20 protein-coding genes are annotated in these 22,242 nt (G+C 48.8%); 5 read left to right on the top strand and 15 right to left on the bottom strand.

The window, feature by feature from the left end:
- Nucleotides 1-28 precede the first annotated feature (28 nt).
- The 3 genes from J2S36_RS06105 to dnaK form a co-directional block, all read right to left on the bottom strand.
- Nucleotides 29-1,042: a DnaJ C-terminal domain-containing protein gene (locus J2S36_RS06105; RefSeq protein WP_309956552.1), complete on the bottom strand. Its 1,014-nt coding sequence runs from the start codon at nt 1,040-1,042 to the stop codon at nt 29-31.
- Nucleotides 1,043-1,048: 6 nt separating this feature from the next.
- Nucleotides 1,049-1,690, bottom strand: coding sequence for a nucleotide exchange factor GrpE (locus J2S36_RS06100; RefSeq protein WP_309956550.1), 642 nt, complete (start codon nt 1,688-1,690; stop codon nt 1,049-1,051).
- 156 nt (nt 1,691-1,846) lie between these two features.
- Complete coding sequence (dnaK, locus tag J2S36_RS06095) at nt 1,847-3,727, bottom strand: molecular chaperone DnaK (RefSeq protein WP_309956548.1); 1,881 nt, start codon at nt 3,725-3,727, stop codon at nt 1,847-1,849.
- Between the two features lie 519 nt (nt 3,728-4,246).
- Between dnaK and J2S36_RS06090 the strand changes: the two genes are divergently transcribed.
- Complete coding sequence (locus J2S36_RS06090) at nt 4,247-5,203, top strand: ROK family glucokinase (protein WP_309956546.1); 957 nt, start codon at nt 4,247-4,249, stop codon at nt 5,201-5,203.
- A 245-nt stretch (nt 5,204-5,448) separates the two neighbouring features.
- On the opposite strand, the gene J2S36_RS06085 is transcribed toward J2S36_RS06090, so the two are convergent.
- The 7 genes from J2S36_RS06085 to J2S36_RS06055 all read right to left on the bottom strand — a co-directional run bounded on the left by J2S36_RS06085 (nt 5,449) and on the right by J2S36_RS06055 (nt 13,425).
- On the bottom strand, nt 5,449-6,687 hold the full coding sequence (locus tag J2S36_RS06085; RefSeq protein ID WP_309956544.1) for an anaerobic sulfatase maturase: 1,239 nt from the start codon (nt 6,685-6,687) through the stop codon (nt 5,449-5,451).
- Nucleotides 6,684-7,829, bottom strand: coding sequence for an ROK family protein (locus J2S36_RS06080; RefSeq protein WP_309956542.1), 1,146 nt, complete (start codon nt 7,827-7,829; stop codon nt 6,684-6,686). Before J2S36_RS06080 ends, J2S36_RS06085 begins: the two co-directional genes overlap by 4 nt.
- A gap of 112 nt (nt 7,830-7,941) precedes the next feature.
- Complete coding sequence (locus tag J2S36_RS06075; protein ID WP_309956540.1) at nt 7,942-9,483, bottom strand: sulfatase family protein; 1,542 nt, start codon at nt 9,481-9,483, stop codon at nt 7,942-7,944.
- A gap of 18 nt (nt 9,484-9,501) precedes the next feature.
- A complete protein-coding gene (locus tag J2S36_RS06070) occupies nt 9,502-10,962 on the bottom strand; it encodes a sugar porter family MFS transporter (protein WP_309956538.1) in 1,461 nt (486 codons plus the stop codon).
- A 394-nt stretch (nt 10,963-11,356) separates the two neighbouring features.
- The gene (locus J2S36_RS06065; protein WP_309956536.1) at nt 11,357-11,791 is read right to left on the bottom strand and encodes a cupin domain-containing protein; all 435 of its coding nucleotides are present in this window, start codon (nt 11,789-11,791) and stop codon (nt 11,357-11,359) included.
- A gap of 150 nt (nt 11,792-11,941) precedes the next feature.
- A complete protein-coding gene (locus tag J2S36_RS06060) occupies nt 11,942-13,267 on the bottom strand; it encodes an MFS transporter (RefSeq protein WP_309956534.1) in 1,326 nt (441 codons plus the stop codon).
- 23 nt (nt 13,268-13,290) lie between these two features.
- Complete coding sequence (locus J2S36_RS06055) at nt 13,291-13,425, bottom strand: hypothetical protein (protein WP_309956531.1); 135 nt, start codon at nt 13,423-13,425, stop codon at nt 13,291-13,293.
- Nucleotides 13,426-13,612: 187 nt separating this feature from the next.
- Between J2S36_RS06055 and J2S36_RS06050 the strand changes: the two genes are divergently transcribed.
- The gene (locus J2S36_RS06050) at nt 13,613-14,935 is read left to right on the top strand and encodes a DUF4921 family protein (RefSeq protein WP_309956529.1); all 1,323 of its coding nucleotides are present in this window, start codon (nt 13,613-13,615) and stop codon (nt 14,933-14,935) included.
- Nucleotides 14,936-14,965: 30 nt separating this feature from the next.
- Here the strand turns inward: J2S36_RS06050 and J2S36_RS06045 are convergent, their stop codons facing one another.
- Nucleotides 14,966-15,601 carry a GNAT family N-acetyltransferase gene (locus J2S36_RS06045; RefSeq protein ID WP_309956527.1) on the bottom strand — a complete coding sequence of 212 codons (636 nt, stop codon included), beginning with the start codon at nt 15,599-15,601 and terminating at the stop codon, nt 14,966-14,968.
- A gap of 71 nt (nt 15,602-15,672) precedes the next feature.
- Nucleotides 15,673-15,843: a hypothetical protein gene (locus J2S36_RS06040; RefSeq protein ID WP_309956526.1), complete on the bottom strand. Its 171-nt coding sequence runs from the start codon at nt 15,841-15,843 to the stop codon at nt 15,673-15,675.
- A gap of 26 nt (nt 15,844-15,869) precedes the next feature.
- Between J2S36_RS06040 and J2S36_RS06035 the strand changes: the two genes are divergently transcribed.
- From J2S36_RS06035 to J2S36_RS06025, 3 genes are all read left to right on the top strand, one after another.
- Entirely contained in the window at nt 15,870-17,219 is a 1,350-nt protein-coding gene (locus J2S36_RS06035; RefSeq protein ID WP_309956524.1) for an ATP-binding protein, read from the top strand.
- 488 nt (nt 17,220-17,707) lie between these two features.
- The gene (locus tag J2S36_RS06030; RefSeq protein WP_309956522.1) at nt 17,708-17,971 is read left to right on the top strand and encodes a type II toxin-antitoxin system RelB/DinJ family antitoxin; all 264 of its coding nucleotides are present in this window, start codon (nt 17,708-17,710) and stop codon (nt 17,969-17,971) included.
- Entirely contained in the window at nt 17,961-18,362 is a 402-nt protein-coding gene (locus tag J2S36_RS06025) for a type II toxin-antitoxin system death-on-curing family toxin (protein ID WP_309956520.1), read from the top strand. Before J2S36_RS06030 ends, J2S36_RS06025 begins: the two co-directional genes overlap by 11 nt.
- Before the next feature lie 192 nt (nt 18,363-18,554).
- Here J2S36_RS06025 and J2S36_RS06020 read toward each other — a convergent pair whose 3' ends face one another.
- The 3 genes from J2S36_RS06020 to J2S36_RS06010 all read right to left on the bottom strand — a co-directional run bounded on the left by J2S36_RS06020 (nt 18,555) and on the right by J2S36_RS06010 (nt 22,117).
- Nucleotides 18,555-19,250, bottom strand: coding sequence for an ABC transporter ATP-binding protein (locus tag J2S36_RS06020; protein WP_309956519.1), 696 nt, complete (start codon nt 19,248-19,250; stop codon nt 18,555-18,557).
- Nucleotides 19,240-21,003, bottom strand: coding sequence for an ABC transporter permease (locus J2S36_RS06015; RefSeq protein ID WP_309956517.1), 1,764 nt, complete (start codon nt 21,001-21,003; stop codon nt 19,240-19,242). The genes J2S36_RS06020 and J2S36_RS06015 overlap by 11 nt, the downstream gene beginning before the upstream one ends.
- 61 nt (nt 21,004-21,064) lie before the next feature.
- Nucleotides 21,065-22,117: a thiamine ABC transporter substrate-binding protein gene (locus J2S36_RS06010; RefSeq protein ID WP_309956515.1), complete on the bottom strand. Its 1,053-nt coding sequence runs from the start codon at nt 22,115-22,117 to the stop codon at nt 21,065-21,067.
- Nucleotides 22,118-22,242: the final 125 nt, after the last annotated feature.

The following is a 22,242-nucleotide window of genomic DNA, read 5'->3' as shown; positions in this document are numbered from 1 at the left end:
TACAGCCTTAGGATCCGCACAAAACTAACTATAGCTTTGCCATGCTCCGAAATTCCTGCCGCGGATCTGCACCCTCGGCAGCTTCACGGAATGCTTCAACTGCTGCACGTGCTGCTTCCGAAAGCGATTTCGGTACCACCACTTTCAAGCGCACGTACATATCCGAACGCTCACCTTTTGCGTTTTCAATCCCCTTCTCTCGTAACCGCAATGTTTTATCAGTAGATGACCCCTCTGGTACTTTCACCCGCACAGTTTCACCAGCGATTGACGGCACCTCAATTGTGGCTCCAAGTACGGCTTCATCGAAGGAAATCGGCACATTCACATACACATCCTTACCTCGTAACTCATATACAGGATGCGGTTCAACATTGATTTTCACGAGAATATCGCCCGGCTCACCACCATTCACACCTGGTTTTCCTTTTTTCGAGATCCGGATTTTTTGCCCGTTTGTTACGCCTTTTGGCACCCGTGCACTTACCGCCCCGCTTGGTGCATTCACTTTCACCGTCGTACCATTCACCGCATCATTAAGCGGGATAGAGACGGAGGCATGAATATCTCCACCACGTTCTGGGCGGCGCCGCGAACCAAATCCACCAAAGCCAAAACCGCCGCGCCCGTCTGCCTGCGGAGCACCCGCCCCGAACATTGACGAAAGAATATCTTCAAAACCAGGCGGAGTCTGCCCACCAGCAGTGGAGAACGCTGCATGCGCATTTCCATTTCCGCCAAATGCGGAGAAAATATCTTCAAATCCGCCAGCTCCTGGCCCTCCGGCTGAAAAGCGCGCACCTCCTGCTCCCATCGCCCGAATCGCATCGTATTGCCGACGGTCTTCTTCGTCAGAAAGTACCTGGTATGCTTCAGAGACTTGCTTAAACTTTTCTTCAGCCGCCTTATTTCCCTGATTCTGATCGGGATGATACTTTCGTGCAAGCTTCCGATAAGCCTTCTTGATCTCATCTTTCGATGCTGTTTTTGCCACGCCAAGGTCTTGATAAAAATCCTTGGTGATCCAATCTTGACTAGCCATCACACCTCACTCTGGTGAAACTACCCCAACTCGCGCTGGGCGCAATACTTTTTCGCCTTGTTTGTAACCAGCTTGAATCAGTACCGAGATTTCTTCTTTTTCTGCGTCAGGAGAAGTTTGATGCATCAACGCTTCATGTATTTGCGGATCAAATTCATCTCCGACCGCACCAAAACGTTCGAGCATGAAGTTGGTGCGTAATGTATTTTCGAGCTCTTCAACTACTTTCCCGGCTGGCCCGGTAAGTTCCCCATGCTCGCGTGCAAGTGCAGCATTATCCAGCACTCCAAGAAGCACTTCAATTACTTTTTGTATCCCACTTTCTTTGTGGCTCTGCGCTTCTAGCTTTGTGCGCTTCACATAGTTTGCGTACTCCTGCTGCACGTTATAAACATCAGCATTCCGACGAGCGAGCTGTTCTTTCAATTCAGCCACTTCAAGCAAAGCCTGATCCAGTTCAGAAAGTTCTCCAGTTGCTTCCGGTTCTTCTGCCCGATTATTTTGCGTAGCACTATCAGCTTTGGATGCTGCTGCTTCGCTTGCATTTTCAGCAATGCCCGCACTCGCATCTGCTGCGTGTAAAGTTTCGGCAGCTTGATTCTCCGTTGCTGCTTCGATCCGCTCTTCTTGATTCATTTCTTCTGCCATTACTCCACTCTCCTTGCATTTAGCTCCCTGCTTGCAAGCGGCGAAATTCACTGCCGTTGCTTATTTGAGCTGGTGGGGGCTGGCAGCTTGTGTTGCTCACCAGCCCCCACTCATATTTCAGGGCGTGCCCAGATTCCTGTAAATCGTTGTGATGATTTATTTCTTTTCGTTTTCGTCATCTACGATTTCAGCATCAACCACGTCTTCGTCAGACTTTCCTGCATTTGCAGCATCCGTCCAACCATCAGCGTCTGATGCTCCCCCGTTTTCAGCCGCTGCCTGCGCCTGCGCATAGAGTGCTTCGCCGATCTTCTGCGACTTCTCATTCAGCGCTTCTTGTGCAGCCTTGATTGCTGCAAGATCTTCACCTTCGAGAGCTGTGCGCAGCGCGTCGTTTGCTTCCTTTACTTCGGTTACGACGGAATCTTCAAGCTTCTCGGCGTTGTCTTTCAACAGTTTATCGATCGCATACACCTGCTGTTCAGCAGAATTGCGTACTTCAGCTTCTTCCTTCCGCTTTTCATCCTCAGCAGCATGTTCTTCGGCTTCTTTCACCATCCGCTCGATGTCTTCCTTTGAAAGCGCTGAACCACCGGTGATTGTTACCGACTGTTCTTGACCAGTGCCGCGATCCTTTGCAGAAACATGCACGATCCCGTTTGCGTCGATATCGAAGGTTACTTCGATCTGTGGAATACCGCGTGGAGCCGGAGCGATCCCGCTCAATTCAAAGGTGCCCAGCAGCTTGTTATCGCGAGCGAAAGAGCGTTCGCCCTGGTAAACCTGAATTAATACCGACGGCTGGTTGTCTTCAGCCGTGGAGAACACTTCGCTGCGCTTGGTTGGGATCGCGGTATTGCGTTCGATGAGCTTCGTCATCATCCCACCCTTGGTTTCGATACCGAGCGAGAGCGGGGTGACATCAATCAAGAGCACATCCTTGCGGTCACCGGTAATCACACCAGCTTGCAACGCAGCACCAACTGCCACCACTTCATCTGGGTTTACCCCCTTATTCGGTTCCCGCCCGCCAGTCAATTCCTTCACCACTTCGGTGACGGCCGGCATTCGGGTCGAACCGCCGACGAGCACCACGTGATCAATTTCGGAAAGCTTGATTTCAGCATCTTCAATCACTTTCTGGAATGGGATCTTCGTGCGTTCGAGCAGATCTTTCGTCATTTCTTCAAACTTTGCACGGGTCAGCTTCTCATCCAGATGAATCGGACCATTTTCGCTCATCGAGAGGTACTGCAAGGTGATGTTTGTGGAGGTAGCCGAGGAGAGTTCCTTCTTTGCCTGCTCAGCTGCTTCCTTCAAACGCTGCAAGGCAATCTTATCTTTCGACAAATCAGCACCATAGTTGTTCTTTACCTGGGCAACAAGCCAATCAACGATGCGCTGATCCCAATCGTCACCACCGAGCTTGTTATCACCAGAGGTTGCGCGCACCTGAATCGTTGAGAAATCGTCCTCATCCTTGCCAACTTCAAGAAGTGAAACATCGAAGGTACCACCACCGAGATCGAAGACGAGGATCAACTCATCTTCTTTACCTTTTTCGAGCCCGTATGCAAGCGCCGCTGCCGTCGGTTCGTTCACGATTCGCTGCACGTTGAGCCCAGCGATCTGACCAGCATCTTTCGTTGCCTGCCGCTGTGCGTCATTAAAGTATGCTGGCACGGTGATGACGGCATCCGTTACTGGCTCACCAAGGTATGCTTCTGCATCTTTCTTCAGCTTCTGCAGAATGAAAGCTGAAATCTGCTGCGCATTGTAGCTCTTTTCGTCAATATCGACTTTCCAGGAGCTATCACCCATATGGCGCTTCACTGAGGAAATTGTGCGGTCAACATTCGTCACTGCCTGACGCTTAGCGATTTCGCCAACGAGCACTTCACCCGTCTTGGAGAAGCCAACAACAGACGGAGTGGTGCGAGCCCCTTCGGCATTTGCAATAACGGTTGGTTCGCCGCCTTCAAGTACGGAAACAACGGAATTGGTAGTACCAAGATCAATGCCTACTGCACGAGCCATTTTCTTTTCTCCTTATGTTTTGCGATTCAAATCGAATCCCGGTTGCTGCGATTCCCGCTGGTGCACAATTCACGCAACCAGCGAAAACCTCAGACCTGCACGAAAATTTGCGTACTTTTCGTGCGCGGAACGCGATTTGATACTTTTGAAAAACTCTTCATTCTCAAGTTTGCTACGCTTCATTAGCTTGCGCCAAATCGACTGACCAATTCTTGAGTCTACTACACTCAACTTTTTGTACGGCAGTTTTATTCCCGAAGAGCTAATGTGTTTCATGTCATAAATTAATTCGGGCTTTATGAAACGCTTGCAATCCAATAATTTCACGCACAAAAGCACATCAGGAAGGCCAAAAACAGCGATCAGCAAATCCCCGGCTGACGCAATACCTCAAAACAATACCTATTTCGGCAGGTCACAGATGCGCAAGCAAATCACAAATCACAGCATCCCGCCACAATCACAAAATTCCAGCCATAAGCCCTGCCTTTAGCACCAAAAACATGCGAGAATATGAGTATGACTCTGAGTATTGGTATTGACGTTGGCGGAACAAAAATCGCCGGCGGTGTGGTAGATGAAAACGGCGAAATTTTGGAGATGGTGCGCATCCCCACTCCTGCAAAAGATTCACAAGCATCAATTGACGCTGCAAGTGAAATCGTAAACGAACTGCAAACGCGTCACGATGTAAAAGCCGTCGGCATCGGCGCTCCCGGCTTTATTAATAGCGACCGTTCTGAAGTCATTTTTGCCCCGAATGTAAACTGGCGCAACGAACCCGTAGCTGCAAAAGTTGCTGAAAAGACCGGCCTTCCCGTCGTTTTGGAAAATGATGCAAACGTAGCCGCATGGGGCGAATTCAAATTCGGAGCAGCAAAAGAGTGCAGCTCCGTCGTGATTGTAACTGTTGGCACCGGTATTGGCGGCGGAATTATTCTCGACGGCAAACTGATTCGCGGTTCGCACGGTTTCGCAGCCGAAATCGGGCATATGAGTCTCGTTCCAGACGGACCGCTCTGCCCATGCGGGGAATATGGCTGCTGGGAAATGTATTCATCCGGCACCGCTTTAGTCCGACTCGCTAAGGAGCGCGCAGAAAAATCTCCGGCGACGGCAGCAAAACTCCTTGAGCTGGTAGCAGGCGATATTGATGCGATTGACGGCAAAATTATCGATCAAGCGGTTGCCGCTGGTGATAGTGCCGCATCCGATTGCTTCGCCGAAGTTGGCAAATATCTCGGGCAAGGAATGGCGAACCTCGCAGCAGCACTCGATCCGGAAATGTTTGTGATTTCTGGAGGAGTGTGCAATTCCGGCGACTTCCTCTTAAAGCCAGTCCGTGAAGCTTTCGAAACACGCGTAACAGCCCGCAGCCTGCGCCCACTGCCAGAAATTCAACTTGCAAAACTCGGCAATCTGGCTGGGCTAATCGGAGCGGCAAATATCGCATTAGAGACGGAATACACAGCTTAAAAGGGAATCCACCGCACGCTTAATAAAGCGTGCGGACAAAATAAGCTCAGCAGGCAGACGGAACAAGGTTAACTAAATATATAAAATAACCAAGGTTGCAGAAATTAACGACGAGCAAATTTGCTGCTGCGTAACTGGTGACGGGAAGTCGGTTTCGCCACCAGTTACGTGCGATTGCGGGGATTATGCCACCAATTACGTAACCCGCAAGCATTTCGCCACCAGTTACGCAAATTTTGCTTTCGTTAATCAGATTCCTGAGACAGGTTCATCTTCATAATTTCACTCGCCTCACGCCCAGCTGCCACTAAACGCGCCATCTGCAACACATCAGCGCGGATATGCCGATAAAAATCCTGATACCCGGCGCAGAGATAATTTTCCGCATTACCTTCCCGAAAACTTCCGCCAACAAAACGATCTTTCGGGCACCCTCCCCAGCAGAACCGCGCTACATCGCACGAACGGCACTTTTCAGCTATTTGCTGCAGTTTCTTTTTCTGAAATGTCTGCATTTTTTGCCCTGCAGCAAGCTCTGCAAACCCGCTGCGATATACATTCCCAAGCTTCCACTCCGGCTCCACCCAGTGATCGCAGGCATAAACATCGCCATTGAACTCCATCGCGAAATTATTTCCACAGCCAGGCGCATGAACACAAACCGAATACGTGCCGAACACTGCCGCCAGTGCCGCATCAAAATCCTGCACAAATACCGTGCCCACATCGCGTTTCACCCAAATATCAAAGATTTCACGTAAAAACTTTCCATACCGGAGCGGATTCACACTCCGCGAAGTTACCGCGTCACCATGCTGCTGATACATTAACTGTGCACCGTGCCCCCAGCCGGCTTCAGCTTTCGCTAAATCTTTCCGTTCTACACGTTCAACAATTGGAATGAACTGCAAGAATCGTGCGCCAAGCACATCACGGAAATATTCGTACACTTCGCGGGGATGGTCTTGATTTGCCGCATGTACCGTACAGAGAATATTCGTTTCCACACCAGCGGATTGGAGAATTTCCCATCCGCGCAGTACTTGTTTGTGTGTGCCGCGGCCAGCTCGATTTACCCGATATGAATCGTGAATATTCGCCGGCCCATCCATTGAAATCCCGACCAGAAAATTATTCTCCCGAAAAAACTCAGCCCACTCAGCATTAATTAAAGTGCCATTAGTCTGAATTGCATGCGAAACCTGCTGCTCGGGACGCGCAAACTGCTTTGCATAGTCCACAGCGCAGCGAAAAAAATCCAAACCGCGTAACGTTGGTTCACCGCCTTGCCAAAGCAGCGTAACCGGCCCATCAGGATGGGCTGCCAAAAATTCTTGAATATACACACGTAAAGTCGCTGTGCTCATTTTTTGCTGCTTCGCATTGTAAAGCAGCTCTTTCGAGAGAAAAAAACAATACGAACAGTCAAGATTACATGCAGCACCAGTCGGTTTTGTAACCACAGAAAGCGGAATTCGCTTCATAACCTCATCACCGTCGCGATACTCTCGTTTTTTATCTGCAAAGCCGCGACGGAAGTTTTCACCGCGCAAACCGCACCCCACGCACAAGCAGCACCATCCATCGGGATAGAACTAATCGGCACTTCCCACTGAATCGCCGGACTAAAATGCCGGCGCATTTGCGCTTGCGTAAGCGAAACAATCTGCGGTAATTCCGCCACGACTTCACCGCCAAGATAAATATGCGACGGATGTGCCGCCATTGCAACTTGCGCACAGGCAAAACCAAGCGCAGCTGCCCCGCGATTCAGCACATCAGCCGTCTGCGGATCTCCAGAATCTAATTTCTGCCGGAAATCAGCTAAAGATTCCACTTCCGCTCCATTGCAGAGCGCCGCATAGGAAGCCGCCAATTCAAGACATCCAATATTTCCGCAGTGACACTTCTGTGCAATACCCGGTATCGAAACATGCCCGAACTCTCCCGCAACCACTTGCGGAATATTTTCCACCGGAGAACTCCACATAAAACAGCTGCCAACGCCGCCGGAAAGCCGCACATACATCTGCGGCGAAGCCGCTAAACTTCCCGCCGGTGAATGCAAATGCGCCAGAGCCGCCATCGCCACAATATTGTCATACACGCATCCGCCCGACCATTCTTCACGCACCATCGCCGCAGCTTTTGCCGCATCACTATCGCGAAAAGCAGACATCGGCAAAGCTACCCCGGTACCGGCAATCTTTTTCGTATCAATCGAGTTTTCAGCTATTCCGCGCATCAGCAGTGAAAGCAACTTTTGCAGCGGCTTTTCCCAACCGCGGTATGCCAAATACTCAAAACTTGTTGAAAACAGCTGCTGACCAGCACGATTAATCAGTACCCCAGCAGCCTCATTCCGCCCAATACTCAGCCCGACGATATATGCTGCACCGTCAACAAGACTCAAATACTGCACTGGCCTGCCAGCGCCGCCTTCACGCGCAGAAACCTCACTCAAAACAAATCCGTCGTGAATCATCGGATCGAGAGCACGAGAAAGGACGGGGCGCGAGACACCAAGCTTTCGCGTAAGCTGTGCGCGAGTATAGCTTCTTTCACCAAGCGCCAATGCAATCAAATCTTGCAGTGTATTGCCGAATTGGTTTATTTGCGCCTGCACTGCCGCCCAATCTCCTCTCGAAGTTTCTTTACATCTACGAAACTCTTTATTATTTCTGAAACAAAGAACTCCAATCAAGAGCTGTGATATCTTCAAATATCACAGCTCTTGATTAAGAACCGAGAACTTCGTCAAGATCAGAACGCGCGGTATTCACCAACGGGACATCAAAATCCGTCATTGCCGCCATCCACTTTGCAAATGAATGGTCGCCGCGCGCACGCAGCTGCTTGTAAAGATTCGTTGCCAGCTCGCTGCGAATCTCACGATAAGCCGGAGCTTCATAAACGTTATTCATCTCCGCCTTGTCATACCGCAAATCGTAAAGTTCATTAATTGATTCCGGAGAAACAACAAGCTTAAATTCACGGGTGCGCAGCATCCGCTGCTGCAGCGGGAAGTGGTGGCCATGGAATTCACAGACAATATCCTCACGCCAATCCGGCACTGTCTCGCCGCGGGTCAGATCCACAATCGACCGTCCATCTTCAACCAAAACCGGATCAAGCCCCGCAATATCGAGCACGGTTGCCGGCAAATCAATTAGCGAAACGAACGCATCTGATTGGCCGACGGCTGAAACACCTGGAATATGCGCAATAAACGGCACGTTATAGATATCGTCATACATTGCCGGGCCTTTATCGTTCATCCGATGCGATCCAGTAAATTCACCGTGATCGGCACAGAAGAACACTGCCGTATCGTCAAGGATTCCAAGTTCACGCGCCACATCCATGATTCGCCCAATCTCGTAATCAATCATTGCCACGTAGCCCCAATAGACTGCAATCAGCTTTTTCCACTGCTCATTCGTAAACGACGATGTCGACCAATAAGTAGCATAATTTTGCTGAATCTGCGGTTTCCCAATCAGCGTATCGCCAAAGTTTTCCGGAAGCGTTACAGAATCAGGATCAATCAAATCGAACCATTCATCCGGCAAGAAATATGGCAGGTGCGGTCCATAGAAATGAACATCAAGCGAGAACGGTTTGCCGTCGTTTTTCCATTCACTGGCATATTTCCGCATCCGCGCAATTGCCGTATCTGCGATAAAACGTTCAAACGTAGCTTCTTCCGGCTGGTCAAGACGAGCGGCAATAATATGCCCGTCGCGATTCCCCGGCAATTTTCCGCGCCAGAAATCGTGAGCTTTCACCGGCGGCAAACCATTTTCCTCCAGCCACGCCACATAGCGTTCATTCGCTACCGGATTCTCTGCACCCCAGAAAGAGTCATCATCCATCCCGAACTTATCCGGCAGATTATGCCCGCAATGATACTTGCCGACGATCCCCACGTTATAACCGTGATCGCGCAGCTCTTGCGTATAGGTCCACGAATCTAACGGAATGTCGGTATTGTATGCGATATTCCATTCTGGATTTGCCAAAACTTGATGCTTCCGCGGAAGTTTCCCGGTAAGCAGCGAAGCGCGGGCCGGAGTACAGATTGCCGTCGGAGTGAAAGCTTGCGTGAAAGCAAAGCCGTTGTTTCCAAAATTATCAAGCACAGGTGTTTGTGCGTGCGGATTTCCGAGGCAGCCAATCGTATCCACCCGATGCTGATCCGTCATAATTACCAGCACGTTCCGGACATTATCTGGAATATCGCGCTGCAAAGGTGCTTTCATACCAGTTTGCGATGTCATTTCTTCATTCCGTTTCGTTTACTTTGTTAATTTATCCATGTCTTCAAGCTCTACGCCTGAAGTTTCGTGCAGATACTTGCCGGTGAAAATCACTGCCAAAACGCCGAAAGCGAAGAAAATCCAGTAAACACCAGCCGGCGACCAAGCCACCATGTATGGGAAAGAAAGTACCACAATCAAGTTCACCACGAAATCTGCACCCGAAACCAAACTCATTGCGCCGCCGCGAATCTTTTGCGGGAACATTTCACCCATCAAAACTGAGAAAATTGGTCCCCACGAGGATGTGAAACCGAGAAGGAACAGGCAGAAGCCAGCAATTACGAGGTAGCCAAGGAACGGTACTGAAGTAATATCCGTATGCCCGGCAGCATTTGTTGGAGCGAAAGTGAATACCGAAGCAATAACGCCAAGCGCAATGAAAATCAGCGCTCCGCCAACCATCAGCATTCGTTTGCGGCCAACTCGATCAACAAGCAAAATACCTGCAGTCACACCAACAATCTTGAATGCGCCTAAGAAGAGCGTCTGATAGAGCGCCGTTGACTCGTCATAACCGACAGATTCGAAAATCATTGTCGAGTAGAAGAAAATTCCATTTGTTCCAGTGAGCTGCTGGAATGCTGCAATTGCGACGCCGACCAGGACGAGCGGACGCCAGTTCGAAGCGAGAATCTTCCCGACGCTCCAACCTTTCATTCCGACCTCGCCGATTGAAGCGCGAATCGAATTAATCGTATCCGCAATTGCGGTATGCTCTTCACCAGTGACTTTTTCCAGAACTTGCGCTGCTTCATGATCTTTTCCAACGCTTACCAGGTAGCGCGGAGATTCTGGAATCGTCGCGGTAAAAATGATAAAGCACAGTGCCGGAATCATCAGGAAGAGGAACATCCACTGCCAGGTCATAATTCCGAAAGCAAGCTCTTTTCCAGCGCCGCCCGAAATGCTGACGATTACCGCGTTAATTACTGCAGACGAAGTTAAGCCAATAATGATTGCAAGCTGGCGGAATGCGATTAACCGCCCGCGAATTGCAGCTGGAGCAATTTCAGCAATATAACCAGGGGCGACGGTGGTTGCCGCACCAAATCCGATACCGCCCACGATCCGGCAGAAGAGCAAGAAAAGATATCCGCCATTTTGCCCGAAAAGCGGTGAAATAACGCCGAAGATTGCTTCGAACATTAAGAATGGACCAACCCACATCATTGTGGTGCGACGGCCGATTTTATCGGAAATCCGCCCTGCAGCGAATGCACCGATAATTGCGCCGATAATCCCTGCCGAACCGGCAACGCCTTGTGCAAAAGCGCCCAGTTCAAAAGTTTTTCCGACGGCACCAATTGCACCGTTCAAGACCATCCCTTCAAAACCATAAAACAATGGACCGAGAGTTGCGATGAGTGCAAGACGGGTAGCATACTTATGCGCTTTTTCTTTTATTGCGGTGCGCTGCGCATTTGTTTGTGTAACCAATTTAATCCTCCGTTAGATTAAGCTGTTTAAGATTGAGCAGCCTGAGCGGCGGATTCAAAATCCGAATACTTGAGCCAGGCTGAAAGATGGATTCAAAAAATCCACATGTTTAATAGAAATAAATGCGTGTTGTTCTAATAAATCAACATCTAATCACGGAGGGGTTTTTGACCGTATGGACGGGCAAAACTGTTTTTTGTGAAGTGCGGCACACCGATTTATTTTCGGCTTTGCCATGTTTATCCGCGTAAATAATTAAAGCTATTTCGCCGCCAGTTACGTCAGCCGATACTCGGGGCACAAAGAAAAATTTGCAGAACCAGTTAAAAGCGCAATAATAAATGCCCGCCCCTCGCTATTCGCGGGAGACGAGCATCTATTTCACCAGGATCTCTTAGTCCTCTTCGTTTGGATCAGCTTCTGCATCCGCCTGTGTTTGATGCACAGTACCAGCCACATGATCCGGGTGAGCATAAATCGTGTAGAGCTTCAACGGCTCGTCACCAGTATTGGTTACGTTATGCCACATATCAGCAGGAACGAAGATTGCGTCGTCGTCATGAACTTCCTTTTCGAAATTCAAATCATCCTCAGCCGGACCCATCTGGCACAAGCCCTTACCGGCTTCAATCCGCAGGAATTGATCGATTCCGTGATGCACTTCCAAGCCGATATCGCCGCCAACCGGGATGCTCATCACAGTAAGCTGCAGCTTTTCACCAGTCCACATCGTAGTGCGGAAAGTATCATTATCGACGGTTTCTTTCTCAATATCGACAACCCACGGCTGCTTTCCTTTGTCATCATATTGATGTGCGTACTCTGCCATATCATTCTCCTAACGACGCCAAGCTTGGCGTTTATTTGGAATCATTACATTTTTATTATCGCGCGAAATTAAAATTTTCACGTTAACTTTTGCTAGAAATGAAATCTCACCCGAAAAATTAAATTTCACCCCAACAGTTTGCAGCTGCCGTTATCTTCCATGTGTGAAAAATATCCATCCAATAGCGACGGTAATCAACACGCCACCAGAAATCCAGTAGGCTGGCGAGAATCCGGCGAAGTCTACAACTAGCCCTGCCGCGATCGGGCCAAGGATCGAGCCAAAATCAGCTGATTGCTGAAAAAGCGAAACTACTGATCCGCCATTTTTCTTCCCCACAATATCGGCAAGCGCTCCTTGCTGCGATGGCTGGATCAGCCCTGACCCATATCCCGCAAGCGCACTCATTCCGATCAAAAGCCAGGTATTTGTCACGTCACCGGTAAATATCGTGAAAATTCCCGAAAGCAGCAAACCTGCCACTACCAGCCTGCGCCGTCCGTAAATATCTGACCAACGCCCCGCAGTGAAAAGCGAGGTTCCGTTGCCGGCAGCAAAAGCCGTCAGCATCCCGCCTGCCAGCCAGACGGGCGCACCCGCAATCGTGCCAGCCAATAGCGGCACGATTGAAAGCCGTACACCCATATTCGTCCAGCCTTGCGCGAATGACGTCAGTAAAATTACCTTAAATCTGCCAATTGCCCAAGCTTCTTTGACCGTAATTGTTTCCTGCGTTGCAGATGGGCGTGCCATTTCTGCTGATTTTGCTGCATCAGTTTGCCCTGACCCATCAGTTTTGCAAGCACTGCTTGCGCTTCCTGCTACCGGATCGTGTTTCTGCTTACGAGTTCGCCAGTGCAATTTATGTTTATTTTCACCAGGGATCATTACCGCGACGATAACTGCCGCGATCGCCAGGAAAATCGCATAGATCACGAAAGGTGGACGGTATCCGAACGGGGCAAGCAATGAGCCTACGGCTGGCCCGGCAATACTCCCGATCAGAAAACCTGAGCCATAAGCCGCCGAAGCACGCCCGCGCGCGCCATCTGGCGCCCATTGGAAAATTAGCGACATTGCCGAGACGGAAAACATTACCGAACCGATCCCACCGACTCCGCGGAAGATTAACAGCTGCCAGTAGTTCGTGGCAAAAGCCGCTGTAAGAGATGAAATTGAGACAATCGAAATCCCAAGTAGATAAACATTGCGCTCATTGAAGCGATTTGAAAACAAGCCGGCCGCAGGCGCAAATGCAAGGCGCATGAATGCAAAAACGGAAACTACGAGCGTTGCAGCAAAGTTCGTAACATTAAAGCTTTTCGCAAATTGCGGCAATACGGGAGCTACAATACCGTACCCGAGCGCAATCGATACCGATGCTGCTACAAGCACCCAGATTTCCTTTGGCAGAACCGTGCGCTTGCGCTTTTTGATTTCTGTTTGATTTTCCTGATTTGCCCGACGGCTTTCCAATTTCCACCTTTTCTTTTTTTACCTCACGCATTTTCCGATAATTCACCTGCGTCTTGCTGTGTAAAGCCGATGCGCCAAATAGTTAGCGCAAACGACCACAGCTTGACTGAATCTGGCCCGATCAATACAACTCGATCAGCTCGGCAAGGATCATCCATTCTCATACTTGTTTATCAGGAATCGCAAGAGATTTCGTTTCAGGAGCTTGTACTGTCGGCAACAATTTTGCGAATTTTACGTAGATCGTAACTCGCGCCACATTAATTTCGCGATTTTTTGGCTAATTCTCGCCTTTTTATAAAAAGGCACTAAAATTTTCTCGGCAGTGCGCGATATGCTTGATTCATGAACAATTCTTTCCGCCCACCACTGACAAAAATGGCTGACGGCACAGTCAAGCAGATCAACCCGTTTTCAGACACTGAAGTCTGGACGGTTCCAGGGCGTGCGCATCGGCCGCTCGAAATGAAACTTCCCAATCCACAGCCCATTGATCCGCAAACTCTTGGGCATACTTGTGCGTTTTGTACACAGCGCGTACTTGAAACCCCTCCGGAGAAATCCCGCCTGGTGAAGAAACGTGATGATGCTGTGATCTATCGTTCTACCGGCGTCGATATGCTTACACGTGAGTGGGAGTTTCGCCGGGTTCCGAATCTGTTTGAAATCGTTTCCTTCGATTACTGGGAGAAAAATTACGATTTCCGTCTTTCGCGGGATGCGCAGCAGCGCTTAGATTCTTATTTTGCTGATCCTGCAGGAAAATCCCATATCCTCAGTGTTTTACGTGCGAAAATGCGTGGCATATATTCAGACGGCGAATGGGATGAGATCCCGGAAATCGAAAAATTCCAACAAGCACGGAATTTATTCGCGTCAGGGCATGATTTGATCATCTCACGTCGTCATTTTATTGACGGAGCCACTGATGATTCGCAACTTGCCTCAGCTGGCACACTTACTCCGCAGGAACATGAATGGTACATCCGTTTAACTGTTGACGCGATGCACGATTTATATCAAAGCAACAGGTACGCGAAATACGTGCAGGTTTTCCAAAATTGGCTGAAACCAGCGGGAGCTTCATTTGATCATTTGCATAAACAGCTTGTCTCTATCGATCAAAGGCCCGTCACCGCGCAGCTTGAAGTGGAGAAAGCACGCCGGAATCCAAATCTGTTTAACGAAGCCGGAGTTGATTACGCCAGCTACCATAATTTGATCCTGGCAGAAAATCAGCACGCCGTCGCAATTGCCGGTTTTGGGCATCGCTATCCAACGCTTGAGATTTGGTCGCGTTCCCCGCATTGCCAGCCGTGGGAGCATACACCAGAGGAGCTGCACGCAATGTCTGATTTAATTCATGCAATGCATGCAGCTACTGGTCCGCTCGTACCGACAAACGAGGAATGGTATTGCAAGCCAATCGATGCAGATGTAGCAATGCCCTGGAAAGTACTGATCAAGTGGCGCGTATCGACACTTGCCGGATTTGAAGGCAGCACAAAAATCTATGTAAACACAATCGACCCGTGGAGTCTGCGCGATCGCGTGGTGCCGCGTCTGCTAGAACTGCGCGCAGAAGGAAAGATTGCTCAAAATATCAATATCGCCACCGAATGTTCATGCAAGGTAAACTCGCTAAAATACAACCCATTCCTGCAGTGAATGCAGGCGAACTAAGGCTGCGGTGAAAGATTATTTTAAGCTAATCCAATAGCGTTGGATTACTTTAGTTTTCTTCCCAGCCTGATCTTCGAAGTTTTCCGCAATTTCAGCTGTGCTTTCTGCTGCACGCCCTTTTTGTTCCACACATTCTGTGCCGGAGCCGTCTTTTTCGTCCGCCAATATTCCGACGGTATCGAGTACCTCATTTTCGAGTACTCCGCCGTTCGCAAGAATCGTCCTACGCGATCCATCGTTAGTTTTATTACAGGTAATAAGGACTTTTTCCAGACCTTCTTGTTTCGCAATTTGCAATACCTGCGCCAGCATTTCTTTCGCATACCCTTTGCGGCGCTGTGAAGGAAGCACACTGTAGCCAATATTCCCACCGAAATTGAGCAGAAACTCGCTAAGTTCGAGCCGTAAATCAATCATTCCAACAAGCTCATCGGTATCTTCAGCCACGCCAAGAAATACTTTTTGCGGCACGTAACCATCGCCATAAGCAGCGCGCCCGCGTTCTGCAAACCTGACCCACTGCGCAAAAGTTTCGCACCGTTCCAGGCCAGCGCAGCCGGCAAGACTATCCCCGTTCGCAAGCATTTGCGCTTTATAATCCATCACTTGCTGAGCATAATGCTCAGTTGGTACAGCTAATTTAATTCCCACTGCAGCCTACTTCCTCACGTTTCATAATTGCGCATTTTAAGATTTTTCATCTTCTCATTTTTCGCTATTTATTACAAAAGTTTTCGAAAATACGCGCGCGCCGCAGCACCTTGCTCTCGGGCGCTTTTACAGTGAAGAGGTGCTGAAATTGGAAAACATTTTTCAATTTGCGGCAAAACATCATTGAAACATTTTTCAATTTGCGTCAAAATGGGGTTAAAACATTTTTCAATTTGCGTCATTCAGCCTGTTACGGAAAGGTTTTCGGATGCAGTCTATATTCAAACGTAAAGCATACGACCAACTAGTTAAATGGAAGCGTCTCTCGAACGGAAACACAGCAGCCTTCCTGGAAGGCGCACGCCGAATCGGAAAAAGCACTGTAGCCGAAGCTTTTGCGCAAAAAAATTATGCAGACTATCTGCTGATAGATTTCGCTTCGGAAGGCCCAGAGATTCGTGAAAACTTTCGCGCGAATCTCAATAATCTCGACGAATTTTTTCGGCTGCTTTTCCTTCTGAAAGGAAAATCTTTACCCGCAGGGGATGCCGTCATTATTTTCGATGAAGTACAGCTTTTTCCGCTCGCGCGCCAAGCGATAAAAGCGCTCGTAAAAGACGGACGCTACCACTACATCGAAACTGGTTCCCTTATTTCCATCAAGAAAAATATTCGCGATATTTTAATCCCCTCCGAGGAATATAAAATCGTGATGTATCCGATGGATTTTGAAGAATTTTTATGGGCCTTAGGCGACAGTGTTACAGCATCAGCAATTCACACAGCTTTTTCTAAAAAATCGCCCGTCGGCGAAGCAATTCATCGAAAAATAATGAAGACCCTGCGCACCTACATGGTAGTGGGCGGAATGCCGCAAGCCGTGGAAGCGTATGTAAACGGCAAAGACTACGAAGAAATAGACTTTATCAAACGGTCCATTCTCAATCTCTATGAAGAAGACCTGCATCGTTTTGACGTAGAAGAAAAAGGACGAGTGGGGGCGATATTTAAAACGCTTCCCGAACAGCTGAGTTCGAAAAAACGGCAGTTTAGATATGCGCTGCTAGGGCAAGGTATGCGCTACCGCCGTCTGCTTGATTCACTCGACTTTTTAGCAGAATCGATGATTGTAAATCTTTGCACGCAGGTGACGGTTCCCGATGTAATGATGGAACTGTATGCTCAGCAATCTACGTTTAAAATGTTTATGGCAGACACCGGTCTGCTCATTTCGCAGACATCACCTAAATTTGACGCTTCGCTCTATAAAGCTTTAATTTTCGGTTCCTCAGGAGCGAATCTGGGCATGATTTATGAAAACATGGCGGCGCAGATGCTTACGGCAAACGGGCATAAGCTGCATTTTCACGAATTCAAATACCAACCAGAGGGAAAAGATAAGGAAAACTCATACGAAATTGATTTCGTGATTTTACAAGGAAAACGCATTTGCCCAATCGAAGTGAAATCTTCAGCATACAAAGCACACAAATCTTTAGATTCGTTTATCGCAAAATACCAAATGAAAATCCCAAACCGCTATGTGCTTTACACCAAGGATCTGCATTTTGAAAACGGCGTCACTTATCTGCCGCTCTATATGGCGATGTGTTTGTAAACGAATCTATAAAGCCGAAAGAGTAGCGCAAAGCGGTAATAATATGCCGCGGAATATGGAATTATCTAGCATAAATCGGCGCTGCACGTTTTATTTGTGTTGGGGCAATGAAACTGGTGTTTGATCGGGTGGAAAGTGGTGTTTTTGCATAGATCAAGCCTGACCGCTATGCAAAAACACCACTTGGAACCAGCTAAACTAGACCCAACTAAAAAGGCGCTGCACATTTTTGTTCGGGCTGCATGGCTACATCCGTCAGACTAACGAACCAAGAAACATCCGCCAGCTTAGCAAACACCGACTAAATCTGAATGCTCAAACCCCAATCAAGAACGGATTACGGGAAGCTAGATGCACAGCCCGCCGTCGCCAATGAAAACCATCTCATGCTCTGTGCCGCGCAATCAACAGGTAAAATAATAAACCGAAATGATTTACGTTGTAAACTATATTGCAGGCAATGTAAATATTTAAGTGAGGGATGTCAAATGGCTACCGTACCAACTCAAATTCGGATTGATGCAGATGTGAAAATTCAGGCAACCCAACTTTTTTCAAAGCTAGGGCTAGATATGTCGAGCGCAGTAAACGTGTTTCTGCGGCAGTGCTTAATGCGCGGGGGCTTACCTTTCGATGTTGCGGTTTTACCAAATGATTCCGAGATTGAAAATGTGTCCAGAGCTGAACTAAATGAGATTTCTGAGCGAATTATTACCCGCAACGCTAAGGTATATAACGAGCTTGCAAAATGAAAGTTCTTACAAGGGAAGACGTTCTCGCGCTGCACAAAGCTTTAATCTCGTATTTTGGAGGAAGTGCTCAACTGAGAGATTCTACGCTGCTAGACGCAGCCATAAATGCGCCATTTCAAACTTTCGGAGGTGTGGATTTATATCCACCTTAATTGAAAAAGCAGCATGTTTAGGTTATTCACTCTCAGCCAATCACCCGTTTGTTGATGGAAATAAGCGCATTGGAGCCCACGCTATGCTTGTATTTTTATCGGTAAATGGAGTAGAGCTTTCATATCGCGACGAGGAATTAGTAAAGCTATATTTAGATATTGCATCTGGAAAAGAAAGCCAGCAAAGTTTAGCGTCATGGATTGAAGCGCACATGATTGATAAGAATTTTCTTCAATAACATCTGACAGTCCCTGCACTTTCAGATTCGCACCAGATGCCGACGAATGGATTCATCCGATCGCGGATATACGAACTGCTTTCAGCAGGATGCGCTGCCTACTTTCAATCAGCCGAATCAACTGTAAGTGCGTGCAGCATTCTTTGCGGCAGCACACGCTTTATTTGCAGCAATATGCACTTTATTTACGATTTACGGCGACACACGCTTTTGCATCTCTTGCATCATCACAATCCGATCAGCTACCAACTTAGCTTCTTCACGATCATGAGTAACAAAAAGTGCGGTAGTACCGGCATCTTTCAAAATCTTCCGCAGTTGCTTCCCCAGCCCGGCACGCAAATCTTTATCGAGTGCAGAAAGCGGCTCGTCGAAAAGAATAATCTTCGGCTTAGCTGCAAGTGTGCGGGCTAAAGCAATTCGCTGCGCCTGCCCGCCGGAAAGCGTCGTCACACTGCGGGCAGCAGATTCACCCATTCCCACAAGCTGCAGCAGTCCCGTCACTTGCCTCTTGATTTCGGCGCGTTTCAAACCAGCCATTTCAAGTCCGTAAGCCACATTCTGGAAAACATTTCGATGCGGAAAAAGCTGCCCATCTTGAAACACCATCCCCACATTCCGCAAATGCGTTGGGATACGCGCCATATCGCACCCGTCGATAAGAATCCTCCCAGCGCTCACACGTTCAAGCCCGGCGACGGCACGCAGCAATGTAGACTTTCCCGAGCCGGAAGCTCCGAGCAGTGCCACGATCTCACCGCCGAAAACCTGCAAATTCACATCTTTTACCGCAGTAAATCCGTTCGGATAAGTCACGCAGACATGATCAAATACCAGCTCTGCTCCATGCTCACCTGCTACTTCAGCTATTTTTCCGCTATCTCGCACGAGATTCCTCACTTCCTTGCGCACCAACCAGCTCCGCAACCACCATAATCAGCCCCGTTCCGAAAGCAAGAATCATTGCACCCGCTAATGCCATACCATAATTATCCGCACCTGGCCGCGAAAGGAGCTTTACGATCACGACGGGCAGCGTAAGATAATCCGGGTTTGCCAAAAACGATGTTGCGCCAAACTCGCCGAGCGAAATCGCGAAAGCAAAACCAAGCGCTAAACCAAGCCCACGCAGCAAATAGGGCAAATCAATCGTCCGCAATACCTGCCACGGAGTTGCGCCGAGAGTCCGGGCAGCCTCACGCATTCGCGGATCAATCGCCCGCAAACTCGGCACCAGCAGCCGGATAAAAAGCGGAAGTGCCACAACTGCTTGCGCAAGCGGCACAAGCAGTGGAGAATCACCGATCGCACTGCCGCTAAAAGCAATCAGAAACCCGAATCCAACCGTCACGGTAGAGACACCCAAGGGAAGCAGCACAAATGCATCAAGTAGCTGTTGCGCTTGTGCCCAAGCACCGCGCACCCGACGCGAAAGCACTAACGCCAAAGGCACACCGATAAAAAATGTGATCAGCGTAGCGTCACCAGCAATTTTTACTGAATGTTCAACTGCTTCCCACACACTGGTACCGCCAGCAAAACCCGCCCCCGGTTCACTTAACAGCAGGTAGTTACGTATGCTCCACTTTCCGTCTGCCTGGAGTGAACGAATCAGGAGCGTAACCAACGGCAATAAAATAAAAGCCACCATACTCAGTGTGAGCCCGAAAGCCCACCAATCTGCCCGATACACCCGGTGATATGAGCGCGCCTTGATTTTCAGTGCTGTCTCGGTATGCACTGTTAGACGGCTGGAAACCAGTAGCGAAATTGCAACTATCAGAAACTGCAATACTGAAAGCATCGCTGCTTGATCCAGGTTAAAGAAAATTGCGGTCTGACGGTAAATCTCAGTTTCGAGCGTGCCATACCCAGGATTCCCGAGCGTAGTCACGATCCCGTATGCTGTCGAACAGTAAAGAAATACAACTCCGGCACCGGCAGCAACTGCCGGTGCAAGTTGCGGAAGTGTGACCGTGATAAAGGCACGCAGCGGCGAAGCACCAAGCGTTCGCGCAGCCTGGCTCATTCGCTCGTCAAGCCCCTGCCACATATTCCCGACCATCCGGACAATTACCGAAAAATTAAAGAAAAGCATTGCCAGCACAACAGCCCAGACAGAATTTTCCAGTCTCAAAAAAGCAAGTGGACCGCGAAAAACAGCACTAAAGGCGATCCCAACCACTACCGTCGGTAAAACAAAAGGCATCGCAATAATGCCGCGGATCAGCTTTTTTCCAGGGAAATCAAGCCGATACAGCGCATAAGCGCCCGGAATTCCAAAAAACACCGAGAGCAGCGTACCGGCGAGCGCCATCCAAACAGTCTGCCAAATAATTTGCCAGGTATACCCGTCGGTGAGTAATGTGCACAGACCCGTAAATAAACTGTTTTCTACGATCCTGGCACTGCCAGCATCAGTGCCGTTTCCGACAGCTTCGGTTGCCCCATATAGTCCGCGCGCAAGCATTGCCCCTACTGGGAAGGCGAAGAAAAATACGAGGAAAGCAAGCGGGATCCCCACTGCAATCCCCCAGCCAATCCACCGCATTTGCTTCATCTTTACTTCGTCTTTCTCCCGCTTATACTGCCCTCCGGCATCCCAGCCGCTACATCTGCTGCCACATTTTCCATAATGCACCGCGATTTTTCTGTTTTGACGGAGGGTAATATAAGTTACTTAAAGCGTACTTGTTTACTTGCTACTTTCCGACACTCTGATATAAGGCAGTAAAATCGTTCAGCCATGCCTTCCGCTGTTTTGCAACTTTTTGTGAATCTACCTTGATTGGATCAGCCGCACGCTTGGCATATTTTGCCCAATCTTCCGGTAATTCCACCCCGTTTTTCACTGGATACACGTACATCTGCTGCGGAAGCGAAGCCTGTACTTGATCAGAGAGCAAAAATTCAATAAAGGCTCGCGCCCCCGCCGGATTTTTCGCATTTTTTACCACACCAGCGTATTCGAGCTGCTCCACACAAGTACCTTCTAAAGCAGCCGTCGCCCCCTTCGACTCTGCAGGCGAGGAAGCATATGAGAGCACAATCGGGTACAAACCTTTCCCTTCCGCACCGGAGAAGTCAGTATAGTATGCATCCGACCAGCTAGAAGCAATTTTCGTGCCGTTAGCAAGCAGCTTCTGCCAATATTCCTTCCAGCCTTCGTCACCATATTTTGCGATTGTGCCGACGAAGAAGGCAAGCCCGGGAGTTGATGCGACCGGATCCGTGAGTACGGTCAGGTCTTTATATTCTGGTTTCAACAGGTCATCGAAGCTTGTTGGAGCCGCAATCCCCTTCTGTGCAAACCAAGTTTTATCAACGTTTAGGCAAACGTCACCTTGATCAATCGCCACAAGTTTGCCGTCAACCATTAGCGAAGCCGGTTCAACAGGTGTTTCTAGCTTTGCAGCAAGATCTTCTTTGATTACTTCTGAGACGGTGAAATTGTCGATACCGTAGAAACCATCTACGACGGGAGCGTCCTTTTTCAATCGAAGTTGATTAATGACGGTGCCGTCACCAGCGGAAATAGTTTTCAGCTGATATCCGCTCGTTTTTTCAAAAGCTGCAATATCAGCTTTATCTAAGGCGAAAGAATCGTGGGTCAAAATAGTGACGGTTTTTTGGGCTCCGTCTTTATCAGCGCCAGCATTAGCGTCTTTCGTTTTCTGATCTGCTAATGAGCAGCCTGCTACTGCAAACACTGCAACAGTAGCAAGTACAGCCGAAACTTTGTGGATTAGTTTCATTTTTCCTCCTCACAAATTGTTTGGAGGGGACTTCACATGATTTCACAGCTTCAGCGAGGAATATTCCAAAAGCATTACATTCATCGCAATGCCAGCACCAGCTGCCAGAGTAACTGCCAGCCTTT

This window comes from Arcanobacterium hippocoleae (assembly GCF_031456295.1).
GTDB classification, from domain to species: domain Bacteria; phylum Actinomycetota; class Actinomycetes; order Actinomycetales; family Actinomycetaceae; genus Arcanobacterium_A; species Arcanobacterium_A hippocoleae.
Note: the sequence above shows the minus strand (reverse complement) of the source record. Positions and strands in the feature narration are given on the sequence as shown.

Coding starts and splice junctions, on each gene's coding strand:
- J2S36_RS06105 (WP_309956552.1), bottom strand. CDS start 1,042: ATGGCTAGTCAAGATTGGATCACCAAGGATTTTTATCAAGACCTTGGC.
- J2S36_RS06100 (WP_309956550.1), bottom strand. CDS start 1,690: ATGGCAGAAGAAATGAATCAAGAAGAGCGGATCGAAGCAGCAACGGAG.
- dnaK (WP_309956548.1), bottom strand. CDS start 3,727: ATGGCTCGTGCAGTAGGCATTGATCTTGGTACTACCAATTCCGTTGTT.
- J2S36_RS06090 (WP_309956546.1), top strand. CDS start 4,247: ATGACTCTGAGTATTGGTATTGACGTTGGCGGAACAAAAATCGCCGGC.
- J2S36_RS06085 (WP_309956544.1), bottom strand. CDS start 6,687: ATGAAGCGAATTCCGCTTTCTGTGGTTACAAAACCGACTGGTGCTGCA.
- J2S36_RS06075 (WP_309956540.1), bottom strand. CDS start 9,483: ATGACATCGCAAACTGGTATGAAAGCACCTTTGCAGCGCGATATTCCA.
- J2S36_RS06065 (WP_309956536.1), bottom strand. CDS start 11,791: ATGGCAGAGTACGCACATCAATATGATGACAAAGGAAAGCAGCCGTGG.
- J2S36_RS06055 (WP_309956531.1), bottom strand. CDS start 13,425: ATGGATGATCCTTGCCGAGCTGATCGAGTTGTATTGATCGGGCCAGAT.
- J2S36_RS06050 (WP_309956529.1), top strand. CDS start 13,613: ATGAACAATTCTTTCCGCCCACCACTGACAAAAATGGCTGACGGCACA.
- J2S36_RS06040 (WP_309956526.1), bottom strand. CDS start 15,843: ATGACGCAAATTGAAAAATGTTTTAACCCCATTTTGACGCAAATTGAA.
- J2S36_RS06035 (WP_309956524.1), top strand. CDS start 15,870: ATGCAGTCTATATTCAAACGTAAAGCATACGACCAACTAGTTAAATGG.
- J2S36_RS06030 (WP_309956522.1), top strand. CDS start 17,708: ATGGCTACCGTACCAACTCAAATTCGGATTGATGCAGATGTGAAAATT.
- J2S36_RS06010 (WP_309956515.1), bottom strand. CDS start 22,117: ATGAAACTAATCCACAAAGTTTCGGCTGTACTTGCTACTGTTGCAGTG.